The 12,117-nt window shown below is 52.2% G+C and carries 16 protein-coding genes; 3 read left to right on the plus strand and 13 right to left on the minus strand.

The window, feature by feature from the left end; all coding sequences use genetic code 11:
* Positions 1-199: 199 nt before the first annotated feature.
* The 5 genes from ACRBB0_RS05080 to ACRBB0_RS05100 form a co-directional block, all read right to left on the minus strand.
* On the minus strand, positions 200-1,624 hold the full coding sequence (locus ACRBB0_RS05080) for a DNA primase family protein (RefSeq protein WP_431373324.1): 1,425 nt from the start codon (positions 1,622-1,624) through the stop codon (positions 200-202).
* The gene (locus ACRBB0_RS05085; protein WP_431373325.1) at positions 1,621-2,559 is read right to left on the minus strand and encodes a bifunctional DNA primase/polymerase; all 939 of its coding nucleotides are present in this window, start codon (positions 2,557-2,559) and stop codon (positions 1,621-1,623) included. Before ACRBB0_RS05085 ends, ACRBB0_RS05080 begins: the two co-directional genes overlap by 4 nt.
* A 1-nt stretch (position 2,560) precedes the next feature.
* Complete coding sequence (locus ACRBB0_RS05090; RefSeq protein WP_431373326.1) at positions 2,561-2,800, minus strand: hypothetical protein; 240 nt, start codon at positions 2,798-2,800, stop codon at positions 2,561-2,563.
* A 254-nt stretch (positions 2,801-3,054) separates the two neighbouring features.
* Entirely contained in the window at positions 3,055-3,513 is a 459-nt protein-coding gene (locus ACRBB0_RS05095) for a hypothetical protein (RefSeq protein ID WP_431373327.1), read from the minus strand.
* Complete coding sequence (locus ACRBB0_RS05100; protein ID WP_431373328.1) at positions 3,510-3,752, minus strand: helix-turn-helix transcriptional regulator; 243 nt, start codon at positions 3,750-3,752, stop codon at positions 3,510-3,512. The genes ACRBB0_RS05095 and ACRBB0_RS05100 overlap by 4 nt, the downstream gene beginning before the upstream one ends.
* 222 nt (positions 3,753-3,974) lie before the next feature.
* Between ACRBB0_RS05100 and ACRBB0_RS05105 the strand changes: the two genes are divergently transcribed.
* Entirely contained in the window at positions 3,975-5,678 is a 1,704-nt protein-coding gene (locus ACRBB0_RS05105; protein ID WP_431373329.1) for an ATP-dependent nuclease, read from the plus strand.
* Between the two features lie 18 nt (positions 5,679-5,696).
* Positions 5,697-6,383, plus strand: coding sequence for a DUF6998 domain-containing protein (locus ACRBB0_RS05110; RefSeq protein ID WP_431373330.1), 687 nt, complete (start codon positions 5,697-5,699; stop codon positions 6,381-6,383).
* Here the strand turns inward: ACRBB0_RS05110 and ACRBB0_RS05115 are convergent.
* Entirely contained in the window at positions 6,372-7,508 is a 1,137-nt protein-coding gene (locus tag ACRBB0_RS05115; RefSeq protein WP_431373331.1) for a tyrosine-type recombinase/integrase, read from the minus strand. The two genes, ACRBB0_RS05110 and ACRBB0_RS05115, sit on opposite strands and share 12 nt — an antisense overlap.
* Positions 7,509-7,881: 373 nt before the next feature.
* On the opposite strand from ACRBB0_RS05115, the gene ACRBB0_RS05120 reads away from it, so the two are divergent.
* On the plus strand, positions 7,882-8,847 hold the full coding sequence (locus ACRBB0_RS05120; RefSeq protein ID WP_431373332.1) for a tyrosine-type recombinase/integrase: 966 nt from the start codon (positions 7,882-7,884) through the stop codon (positions 8,845-8,847).
* Here ACRBB0_RS05120 and ACRBB0_RS05125 read toward each other — a convergent pair.
* The 7 genes from ACRBB0_RS05125 to ACRBB0_RS05155 all read right to left on the minus strand — a co-directional run.
* A complete protein-coding gene (locus ACRBB0_RS05125; RefSeq protein WP_431373333.1) occupies positions 8,844-9,077 on the minus strand; it encodes a helix-turn-helix domain-containing protein in 234 nt (77 codons plus the stop codon). The two genes, ACRBB0_RS05120 and ACRBB0_RS05125, sit on opposite strands and share 4 nt — an antisense overlap.
* Positions 9,078-9,428 carry a hypothetical protein gene (locus tag ACRBB0_RS05130; protein WP_431373334.1) on the minus strand — a complete coding sequence of 117 codons (351 nt, stop codon included), beginning with the start codon at positions 9,426-9,428 and terminating at the stop codon, positions 9,078-9,080.
* The gene (locus tag ACRBB0_RS05135) at positions 9,425-10,369 is read right to left on the minus strand and encodes a twin-arginine translocation signal domain-containing protein (protein ID WP_431373335.1); all 945 of its coding nucleotides are present in this window, start codon (positions 10,367-10,369) and stop codon (positions 9,425-9,427) included. Before ACRBB0_RS05135 ends, ACRBB0_RS05130 begins: the two co-directional genes overlap by 4 nt.
* On the minus strand, positions 10,362-10,577 hold the full coding sequence (locus ACRBB0_RS05140; RefSeq protein WP_431373336.1) for a hypothetical protein: 216 nt from the start codon (positions 10,575-10,577) through the stop codon (positions 10,362-10,364). Before ACRBB0_RS05140 ends, ACRBB0_RS05135 begins: the two co-directional genes overlap by 8 nt.
* Entirely contained in the window at positions 10,570-11,004 is a 435-nt protein-coding gene (locus ACRBB0_RS05145; RefSeq protein ID WP_431373337.1) for a hypothetical protein, read from the minus strand. Before ACRBB0_RS05145 ends, ACRBB0_RS05140 begins: the two co-directional genes overlap by 8 nt.
* Entirely contained in the window at positions 10,997-11,335 is a 339-nt protein-coding gene (locus tag ACRBB0_RS05150) for a hypothetical protein (protein ID WP_431373338.1), read from the minus strand. The genes ACRBB0_RS05145 and ACRBB0_RS05150 overlap by 8 nt, the downstream gene beginning before the upstream one ends.
* On the minus strand, positions 11,332-12,117 hold a 786-nt coding region (locus ACRBB0_RS05155; RefSeq protein ID WP_431373339.1), incomplete at its 5' end, for a DUF5131 family protein. The genes ACRBB0_RS05150 and ACRBB0_RS05155, both read right to left, overlap by 4 nt.

Raw genomic sequence — 12,117 nt, forward strand, 5'->3', positions numbered from 1 at the left:
CTGAGAAATAACCCTGACCACCCTGACCCCCTTAACAAAAGGATCAAAAAGAGTTTCCGAAATAAGCGCTTAGGCGGTCAGGGGTAGAGCCATCCACCCCTGACCGACCCCCGACCGGCTAGCATTCATGCCTGACCGCTTTGGATTTTCGGTGCACATTTCGGCAAATAACCTTGACCGCCCTTGAGCAGCTATTTTGTCAATCAAGGAAGTCGTCGGCAGGGTCATATGGCAAAGCGGCCTCATCAAGCTGGACACGCAAGCCTTCGACTGATTGGACCCTTTGACCATCAACACGAACACGCTTTTCCATGTTGTCTCGGAACTTTCCAGAGTTCCGCAAATCACGCCAGAAAATGTTTTGGTCCGCGAAATTGGGACGGCCATGACCCTGACAGTAACGCATGTAAGCATCGTAAACGTCTGACTTGGGCGTGGTTGCTGCGGGGTCTCCAATCAAGCATTCCGATGCAAAAGCTGTGACAGTTGAAGCTTCACGCAGTATCTCTGCTTGGCGTCCTTCAATGGAAGATGGAACAAGGAATTTCCCACGTTTTGACAGGCGCTTTGCAGCCCTAAGGCAAAGGTTTAAAACGCCAGCAGCTTCTGGCAAGAGGTCACGTTCAAACAAAGCATTATCTTCACGCCCCAGAAATGAACGCCTTGTTTCCATCAACACCATCCTGGTGGCAATTGTTCCAGTCAGGTCATGCATGAGGATGGGTTCATTTGACATTAGCATCCATTGAACGGGTAAATATCCAACGAAATCATCTTTGAATTTCCGCTGGACGGTTTGAAGATCACCGCCAGATGTGGACAACAAAAGTTCGGTCAAGGCAGACGTTTTGCGGCCCCGTTCAAGCCGAGCATCCCCCACAATAGCTGCTTTTTTGCCAATCAAAGACTGCAAGCCAAAGCCGCCATCTGCTATCTGTTTGATACGTGGTGAGGCCACAGAACGCATCCCCAAAATCCTTGTTAGCATCAGGTTGATGGTGCCTTTGCCTGATCTGGGTGGGCCAAAAAGCTGGAATATCTTTTGAAACTTATTCTGCCCAGTCAGGATGCAGCCCATGACTTCATGCAGCAGATTGATTTGTTCCAGATCACCATCAAAAATCTCATCCAGAAACATATCCCACATGAACGTTTCAGCATTCGGATCATAGGCGACATCAGAGCAATCAGTTGAAACGAAACGTGGCGTGGCTTCTATCAACCGACCAGAACGCCAATCCAGCAAGCCATTTGATACAGGCAGAAGGTTGCTAGGATCGGGATCATCAACACGTTTTTCTCGCCAGAAAGGCAGTTCTTCGACACCTCTTTGCAAAGTCAGGTGGATCATCGCCTCACGAATATCAGCCGACATTTTTGTGTTCAGGTGGAGCGGCTTTTCCTCTGGGCCATCCTTTCCTTTGTGAATATATGTTTGACCTTCGAGTGCTGACCAAATCATTCCTTTCAACTCATCGTTATCAAGTTCCCGGTATCTGTTTTCCTCGGAGGCATATTCCAGCCACATGCCCATGGCCTTGACCAATGCTGATCCTGAAATGGCCTCGGCTGCGAGATGGCTAGGTGCAATACTTTGCAGGATGTCTCGATTGTCCAAACTCATTGTGCCGCCTCCAGATTTGAAAGGTCATCTGGGAAATCATAGTGCGGGCGTCGATCAATCAGATGAGCAGCCCCAGCTTCACGCATGAACATGTAAAGTGTACCAAGCCCGATGCCGTGACGGCGCAAACTATCCCACCGATAGGCAATCTCAGGTCCATCGGTTGAATAGAGCGGATCGGCTGTACACCATTCAACAAATTCCTCTTTGGCATCACCTGCGCTTGCGTGGTGACATGCCATCATCAGTTGCAGCCATTTGTCATGATCCCGAAAATCTTCGGGGTCCAGCATGGCTAGGATGGTTACGATTTCTTCTGGCGGATGTTCCCCAATGCCTTGGCCTGACAGGGCAACAGCTCGTTTTGGCCTGCGGATCAGCCGCAGAAGTTTTTCGGGTGCCGTGGGTGCACCCAGCCACAAATCATCTGGCACCGAAGACCATGAATATGGCTTGCCAGACGGATGCAATGAACCTGGGGCAACGACTTGCCGACCGAAGGTTTTGAACTCAATCCCTAGAAAGTCAGGCAACCCGTCAACAACGGAAAGATGAGATGGTTTGGTCATGTAGAGATGCAAGCCACCCCCACCAGTCAGCACGGTTGGAAAATGATCTGGTTCGAGGCCAATGGTTTTCAATGCAGGCAATATTCCCTTTTGCCCACCGTCAATATTCCTTGGGTCAACATCCACCACAAGATCACTTGTTGTGAGGCGCACGCCAACATTGCCGCCGTTTGCAGCATGGTCCAATGCGTCAGAATTACGATAGGGGCGTGTTGTCCAATCAGTGTGGATCGGCGATTTCCCCCGAATGCGCAGTTTGCCAGTGCGCGGGCACTTAGTTTTAGCATCCCATGGATAAAGAGCGATCAGGGTGTATTCAGCACTAGAAAGCACGGCCATTTGGCCCGGGTTTACTTGGTCATCCATATCAACCTCTCCCCGCAATATAGGCTTGGACGGCTGTTCTGGCATAGAAGACGGCGGTGCCATGCTTGATGAAATCAGGCCCGGCATCAGATGATTGGCCCGTATTGCGGCGGCTTCGATAGACAGCCAGAACGGTTGCTGGATGGCCCGTCAAACGGGCTGTTTGGGCTGGGGTGAGTAGATCACACAACGATGGTGTGGTTGGGCAGGGTGGTGCGTTATCTTCATTGTGACAGGACATGGTATATGCTCCTTGTGTTCCTGATTGAGCGGGTCGTTTGATGGTGGTCTTGCGACCCGCTTGTTACGTTCAAACAGTGCCGCAGTTTGTTTGCCTCGTATGCCAACGAGGGACGTTGGGATGTCCAACGCTGGCAAACAGGCGACCTGCGATCACTTAGTGGCAGGATATCAGGGGGGCATAGTGCGGGGATATCAACGAATCGGGTGTGCGTGCGCTGGCTTAACTGGTTGTTAGGGGCATGCCGATTGACCTCACCAACCTTGGTAAGGTCGTAGACCCGAGCGCTGACCTTGGGGTCCCGTTGGTAAATATGAGGTTTCCAATCGCTTTAGCGCGAGGCAAACTAAATCACGATCACTCCAAAATAAGTCGAGTTTTGAATGCTCTAATGCGACTGATGGCTCCGCAAAGTGAATGAGACCATCGGTACGGCGTATTTCGCGTGGCATCTCGCAGACAGGAAATACGCCGGCGTAAAGTGCCACTGTCCACAAGGTCATGGGATGGTCATGCGGCCAATCAATCTCAGCGCAGCCTGCGGTCAAATCACGTTGGAAAATTCCAAATCGAGAACCCGCAATTGCTGCCTGAACAGCAATTTCAATTCGTACTGCGTCGTGCGCAGGCACGGCTTTCCCAGACCAGTTATCAGCGTCATATTTGCGGATCAGCTCACGCAGGCGAGAATTCTTGTTCTTTGAGCCAGTCATTGCAGCGCCTCATGTCGTCGGTCATCCATATAGGCTCGAAGATCGGCGACAGAATAAAGGACACGTGTGCCGACACGATGCACGGCAGGGCCTTCGGCATTCATACGCCATAGATCCAAGGTCTGGCGGCTGACACCAATGAAGTCGGCAGCTTGCTTGATGTTTAGGTATTCTTTGGGTGGCGCATTGACAGCTGCTTCAATACGCTCAAGGCGTTCCAAAATCTCTTGTTGTTGCATGCCTTAGTTCCCTTGGGTTGATTGACATGCTTTGATTTTGATCTCGTTGCTATCTGATGTAACCCGTTGTTACTCAAGCTACCTTCCATGAAGGCTAGCAACAGACCAACAATTCTTTGTTTGCAGCTAGCCGACCGCCTCACATCTCTCTAAGGTTGTTCGTGACATTCTAACGGGGCCGCAAAACCAAGGGTGCCGCAAAACACTTCAGGCAACATTTTAATGAAGATCACAAAGCTAACAGTTGAGAAATTTCGTGCCGTAAGGTTTTCTGAAATTGAATTGAGCCAAGAAACCGCACTTGTTGGGCAAAATAGTGCGGGAAAGTCTTCTCTCTTGAGAGCGCTCAACGCCTTTTTCAACTTTCCGGAAGAAAAACGTGCGTTCGTGGAAGGTCGTCACGCTTTTCAAAAAACGACCACGGCAGTTATTACAGTTGATTTTGCTAACGTTCCAGACGGCTGCAATCTTCCTCGACATGTCAACGGTGGTGATGAAATTCGTGTTCGATTGAAGTATCGAAAGTCGGACATTTGGCAAATCTGTGACAATGGGAACTGGGTTGCTGCACCCAGCGACATGCACAAAAAGCTATCAGAGCATATTCGATATGTTTATGTGCCGATGAGACGGGATCATGAGGTCTCGGGTTGGAGTGACGCGGGCCTGCTTAAGTCCGTTGTGGAAGCGTGGCTCGAGCAACATACGAAAAAACGCGACACAATAAGCCCAAAGGTGACCGAGCTGAGTGCGGCAATTCAGCGGCAAGCTTTCAAAGGGCTCAGTAAGCAAATACGCAATGTTACGCCTCTAAACGGCAAGTTTTCCTTTGCATTAGAATATGACCCCGCCCCAAACTACTCACTACTTCTTCGAGACTTGGTGCTGCGCGTGACGGAGGGTGATACAACCGTTGATCTGGAAGATTGCGGCAGTGGAACCCAGAGCATGACTGCCTTTGGCTTGTATTCTTACCTAGCCGAATTGCAGGGCAGCACTTACGTTCTTGGCATTGAGGAACCCGAGCAAAATCTTCATCCACATGCTCAGCGTGAACTGCTCCAAAACTTGCGAAAGTTACCTCTTCAGGTTCTGTTTACGACCCACTCAACGGTGATGGTAGATGAACTGGATCACGAGGAAGTAGTTTTATGCCGGCGTACGTCATCTGCAACCAGAGGAATTGAAGTTACAACTACCCAAATAAAAAGCGCCTTTTGGGCGGGCCAAGGTTTTGATCGAGAAAGGTACTATCTTTTCCATAGGCAACGAAATTCAGACTTCTTTTTTGCCAGTCATATTGTTCTGGTGGAGAGTCCGATTGACGGTGAAGTGATCAAATACATCCTTTCTCAGGAAAGCATCGACCAGTCAGCGTTTTCAGTTTCCGTGTACAGTGTCGGCGGCGTTAAATCCTTGCCGTATGCTTACAAGTTGCTTCGGGAATTGGGTATGAGTTTTTCTGTCGTCGTGGATAAAGACTATTTCATGCCATACTTAAATGACGAAAGAAAAAAGAGCTTAGACCCACGTGGATTTCCTAAGTACCGGAAAGAACTAAAAGGGGATTCCTTACTGGGTGCAATGCTGCCTGATCCCGCTGACCAAGCGGATTTGCTGGACAAGTTTCATTCCAACCACTCACGAGCAATGGAAATATTAGACGCTGTTGGTGTGTATTGTTTCCGGTGGGCGATGGAAGTCGATTTGGTTGCATCCAACACAGCGGAAAGTCTGATATATACTCACTTGAATGTTCCGCCTGCAGATCAGAGTACACTTGAGCTTCTGTCCAACAGGGGGAAATCACTGAAAAGGCTGGAGACAGTGCTATCAGTGTTAAGGCAATTGCCGAAAAAGAATTATCCGCATTCCTACGCTCGCATTCGGAAGAGCCTTCCGAAAGTGATAAAACAAACAACCTAAACGAAGGAAAAGAAGGATTTGTCACTTTCACAAACTCAGGTAATTCAGTCACTTGCTGAGGCGTTGGCGTGGTTTGAAAAGGAGCTAGGATGGGGCGTTGCACCTGCTGAATTGAACCACCTGACAGGCAGGATTGGTGAGTTGTACGCAGCGATGATCACACGCGGCCAGATGGCGCTGGAAACCAATCAGCGAGGTTACGATGTGATCAGTGCTGATAACGAACGCATATCTGTAAAAACAGTCACTTCCAGTGTGCATGTCTCCTTTAACCCAAACACATTTGATCAAGTTGATCGTGTCATGGTTCTCAGGGTTAATGTGGATGAGGAGGACGGTGTTTCGGTCGAGACGCTGCTTGATTGCTCAGCAGCCGAATTCCTCGAAAAACATGGAAAAGACAGTGGTAAGCATGTTTTCGGAACGTCTGCAGGTTCGAGGCCGAAGCAGTCGTTGGACAATCTGCAAGTTTCAGATGAAGCCAGATGGGGTGATCATTTGGTTCGGCAATTCGAAAACGGAACAATCCAGGTTTTGATTTCCGGAAATCTCCAACAAATGGCGAAACCGCACTTGAGGGAAATTGCCGCTGAGATTGGGGTGGACCTACTGAACAGCAACTCTCGCGCCAAAAACACTCGACAGCTTGGCGCGGACATCATCAAAGTGTTGCAGGTCAAAAACGAAAAACGGCTACCTGAATGACGCCAGCCTGGCACAAACTTCCTCCTGCGCTTCCCGCATATGTCCTAACAGATGCGCCCGAGTCACATAGTTGAATGACACATGTGGGTTGGCGTGGTTCAAAAGCAGCGTCACCGTCTGAAAATCCACCCCGGCCTCCATCGCGTGCGTTCGGTACGTGTGTCGCATCATGTGAGGGGCATACGGAAAGCCCTTTGTTCGCGACATATTTTCGATGTGACCGCTTTTTGCACCCGTTGACGGAAAGGCGAAGGGGCTTTCCAGAGGCCGTGTTATGTCACGCACTTCACCCAATTCTTGGATTAGTAACCGTGGCAGGGGCATTTTGAACGCCTTGGCTTCACCACCTTTGGGTGACGGCACCGACAGAACCCCGTCTTGATCCAGATGTTCCCACTTCATTGTTTGAGCGTCACCTCGACGCAAGCCAGTCAACAGCATCACAAGCCAACATCCACGACGAACCCGATCTTCCAAATCATCTAGCTGCTGCCAAAGCAGGGGCATATCATCTGGACCAATTGCCCAATCTCTTGGCCTCTCTTGGTTCATGCGAACGCCTCGCGTCACCGGGTTTGGAGGCAAATCGTGTGTCCTTGCGGCGTCGTTGATCAGCAGCTTCAGAACCCGCATTGCACCGTTGGCACCGCATGGTCCTGCTTTGCGGGTCAGCTTTTCATGCAATGCACGTACTGTTGCACGATCAATCCTATCCACTGGGATTTTCTTCAACGTTGAAAGCGAGCCATCCACCTTTGCTTTACACCACGCCAGAGTTCGGGTGCTCAGTTCCTGACCGCGTGTTGCAAAGTAAGCGTCTGCGACCTGCTTCAGGTTCGGTATCGTAGCCTTGGGTGCTCTCGGGTCTTCGCCACGACGCAGTATCGTCCGCAGCTCGTGAGCGCGTTCTCGGGCTGATTTTAGCGACACCTCGTCCGTGCGACCAATGAGAAGCGAGATATAGCGGTCAGTACCGTCATTGATCCGGCCGACCAATTTATAGCTGGCACTGTTCTTGCCAACAACAATGCGAAGGCCACTGACGGCGGCATCATATATTTGTTTCCCCGGTTTCTGGTCATGGCGGATTTTGTCCACCACGCTTTGCGTGAGTTTGGTTGCCATGAGGCGTTTCTCCTATGCAATCTGACGGTTAGCCCGAACTCGGGCCCGTTTTTGATTAGGTAGCCTCAGGTCGATCTGAGGCGCATAAGAGTTTTATGTCGTGTTTATATGGACTTGCGGACCTCTATAAGGCGTAAAAGGTCGTAAAAAGTACCCTGAATCAAAACTTAAAATCTCCAGGCTTAATAGGCCGTGCCGGTTCGAGTCCGGCCGCGGGTACCAGTATATCCCCAGTTTTGCACACAGATGCGCATAAATGAGTGGAAAACAACGGTTTGTTGTGGATAACCGCAATGCGTGACTCGCCCTGATAGCCAAGAATGTGCAACTCGTTACGCATATTTTACGCATGTTGCGTAAACAGCGGGGCGGCATGGCATCATTTCGAAAACTCAAAACAGGGTGGCGCGCGGAAGTATCGCGCGGAGGGATTCGCAAAAGCAAGGTTTTTCCGACGCAGCGCGAAGCTAAGGATTGGGCAGCGCGTGCGGAGTATGAGATTAAGAACGGTGACAGGGTCGCTTCGAAGACCCGGTTTGGCGACATTCTGGATCGTTACGCCCGCGAGGTTAGCCCCAAGAAGCGCGGGCATCGCTGGGAGGCGATCAAGCTAGGTAATTTCGGGAATGATCCGATCGCGAATATTCGCATGGGCGACCTGAGCGCCACGGATCTTGCGGATTGGCGTGACAAGCGGTTGCGTGAAGTTTCTACCGGCACGGTTGCGAGGGAAATGAGTTTGCTAAGCGCAGTCCTGACACAAGCCCGGCGGGAATGGCGTCTCATTTCGATCAACCCGATGTCGGATGTGCGTAAGCCAACCTCGCCGCCGCCTAGGACTAGATTGCCAGCGCCAGACGAAATAGAGCGACTGCGCCTTGTGGCTGGTGAGGATTTGACCAAGACAACTGCTAGGGCGTTTCATGCGTTTCTGTTCGCCGGGGAAACAGCCATGCGTGCCGGTGAAATTGTCGGATTGTCCTGGTCACGGATCGATATGGAAAAGCGGGTGGCGCATCTGCCGATGACGAAAAACGGTACGGCGCGGGATGTTCCGCTAACCTCGGAGGCAGTGCGGTTGCTGCAAGCGTTGCCTGAGATCGAGCCGGTGTTCGGCATTACATCAGGGAACTTAGATGCTCTTTGGCGCAAGATCCGCGGTAAAGCCTTGGTTGACGGGTTGCGGTTTCACGACTCGCGCGCTTGGGCTCTGACGAAGTTGGCGCGCAAAGTGGATGTCATGACTCTGGCGAAAATCAGCGGACATAGAGATTTAAAAATTCTCCTGAATACTTACTACCGGGAAACGGCTGAGGACATCGCTCGGCGGCTCGACTAAAGCCGCACAAGTCGCATCTTGCCTGATCCCTTGGCCTCAATCTCGCCAGACGCCGCCCTTCTGCGGACCGTGGCCTCAGACACTTCCAACTGAGCGGCAGCCTGTGGGATTGTTAGCCAATCGTTTTGCGGCGTCATTCGGACGGCTTTGACCTCGAGGCGCAAGGCCTTTACCTCGGACAGCAGTTCGTCAAGCGCGCCTGCATCAACTGCGATTAGTTGCGCTGTCATCTATCCTTCCCCCTCTGCTATCAGGGCCTTGAGAATGGCGATTAACCATGCTCGGGCAGTGGTGCCAGCTTCACCATGCCGCATTATACCGTCATCCATCATGTTGCCGGTCCAGACATCAACTTTGTCGGCGGTCATGCACCAATCCCACCCCGGCAGTACAGCCTCGTGAAGTGCTTTAGCCGCGTCTAGGGAGCCGTTGTAAGCGCGGTATGCGTTGATTGACACCTTCAGTTCTGCGGTACTGAAATTATCAAACATAACCGCGAACGTCGGTACGCTCGACTTGTGGTCAACCTCCCCCGCCTCGACTTTCGCCAGTAGGGCCTTGAGTGCTGTTGTGTTGGTCATTGGTTAGCCTTTGCTATCTCAAGGCAGCATTCGCACAGGGCTTTCCCATCGTGCTCATAGCACTCTTGAGTTTCCCAATATGCCGCTTTGTAGTGGCAGTCAGGATTCTCACACCTCACATAGAATCCGGCGCGTAGCCATTGAACATTTGTCGGCTCGCTCTCCAAACCTTCCCACGACTTGGGCGCGCTGATGTTGTCGAAAATGCAATCTTGCGGCTCGCCCCATTGGTCGGGCGTAAGGTGATCTTTACACGAATATTCACCGCACTCTGGGCACTCATCTCCCTTGGTGTATCCATGTTCGTGCGCATAATACTCCGCAGCTTGCCGCGCACTTGACGCCCGAAATGGGTATGCCATTTCGTCACTGTGACCGACTGCAAACCAACGTCGCACTTGAGGCTTGGCGGCTTGACTCAGTACCGGCGCGGCTTCAATTGCTGGGGCAACGACCGCAACACCTATGGCGCACGATGTGGTTTTTAGAAATGATCTCCGGCTAATGGCAAACATCATTCCCTCTTCCTGAGCTAAGGCGCGTAGGGCGCTGATGTCAGGCGGAACGGTTTCGCCAGTCGGGTCGATTGTGTAGAGCAGCCCCACCCGCAGCTTCTGGTATGCTGTAAGGTGGTCCAGAAACACTACAGATTTCGCCAATTCATCCAAAGCGCCGGGGGTGTCCAACAACACCTTAGCCGCCTCTTGCACGGTTGGGGTGGCGCGGTGAAAGCTCATTTTGGAAAGATCGTATTCCTTCCAAATCTTTGCGTCGTGGTCCACATCAAAACCTCTGATTAGCCAGCACGGCTCAGGGTGCCATTCTGATGTCCCGAAACGCATCGAGCCAGAAAGCATTAATCGCCTTACAGACGTGACCCCGCGCCAATTGGTGTAAGTTACCTTTATCGGCCCGTCGCTCGTCGGTTTCAGCTTATCCATTGTCGCACTCTCCTTTCCAAACCTGCCTTCCGTCTGACTTGCAAAATTCCACGAACCCACGCTGCAGCCCTTCGTCATGCGCTGCGTTAAATCCGAAAGCGTATCCAGCGTATCCAATCGCCAGAACGGTCAGTGTTATTGCAAAAACCCATGCGGCAAATTTGTTGAAAAGTGCTGCGACGGCTAGTGTCCCCAAAAGATCATCCATTGTCATACTCCTGCCCCGGATCGACCGGGGTCTGCATTGGGTCGGTTAGGGCTGAGACGATGCGGCGTTCGTTGTGGGTGTTTGCCCAATCAACCGCCCGAGAAAAGCCTTTGATGTTTTTGCAAATCACCCTCCCGTGAAATCGGACGCGGAACGTGTCTTTGTGCGTGTGCGCCACTTGGTAGCCATCTTTATGCCCCCAATACCCGTTGCGGCGCTCCGGCATATCCAACGGCTTCACCTTCCGCGCATCCGCCACCCCCCGTGCATAGGCGTCGCGCTCGGCTTGGTCTGCATCGGCGGTCAGCGTGTATTGCCGATAAGCATCGGCAACATCAGCGCAGGGCTTAACGTGCGCGTCTGGGCAGTTCGCGATTTTGCCGCGCCTGTCGATCACGTGCCATAGGTGTTTCGGTGCGTCAGTCATTGCTCTTACCCTCCAATGCTGCGCGGGCGGCCTTTAGGTGATCGTGCGAAACAAAACGCAACGCCAATGCGGTAACATCGTTTTTGTCCGGCATGCGTCCCAAGCGCTCCCGTGCTGAAATTAAAGCCCAATCAAACGGTTTCAGCGCCCCCCGCAGCCGCTCAATCTCTGCGTCTTTGTCCAAGTCTTCGTCGGACCACCCGTTGCCGTTTAGCAATTTTCGAAACCGCTCATTATCCGCCGCCAGCTTGCGCACCGTGTCGCGCATTACCTCCGGGCTGATCATGTCGCCCCGGTTGACCCGCTCAATCAGTTCGCTGTGGTCGGTCATGTCAGCGCCTCCGGGAACCCGTTGTGTTCGTCGCCATCCAGAAGCCGACCAGCGACTTTTTTGCCGAGGCGATACATCTGCACATTGTCGTCAAATGTGTGGATTTTGTCTGTTTCCCCGCTCTGGATTTTATAGAGCGCTCTCAGCTGTTCGTTGCCATCGATCCCCATTGTTTCGTTGTCGGTCCATTCCCCCCATTGCTTGAACAGAAAGGGCGTTTCCGCCTCCCAGCACTGATCGCGCAGGGAGCGCGCCCAATCCGGGTGCATCGGGCGGGCTTTTGGTCCGCTTTCGCCGCCGCAGATCACCCAATCGATTTTGGGGTATGGCTGAAAGTCGTATCCGGTCGCCGTGCCGATAACCTTTTTGCCGTTCAAAGGCTCAATCGTGTCTGACACTACCCGGCGGCTGGGATAGTTCCCCCTGCCGATACTGATCAACCCTAGCTGAATCGGCCCTAGCATCGGCTCGATACTCAACCCGACCCAAGGAATACCAAGCCGCGCCTTGAGGTCCAGCAGCTTCGGTATGTCCCGGTTTGCTTCCTCCTGATTGACGACTGTGATCATCAGGCCGACATGCGAAGGCCAGCCGCCATTTGCCCAAGCTGGTGGGATCATTTGGAACACGTTCCCCACGCGCTTGGTTAGCATCTGAAAACGGCAATTCGGTGCAGCTTCAATGGCGCGGAATAAATCAATCCGCCAATCCGGGGCTGCCGCATTGTCAAACACGACGCATAGGCTGGACAGGAACACGCGCGGCCAGCGGCCACGCTCGCG

It is taken from the genome of Pelagimonas sp. (assembly GCF_050633425.1).
Classification (GTDB): Bacteria; Pseudomonadota; Alphaproteobacteria; order Rhodobacterales; family Rhodobacteraceae; genus Pelagimonas.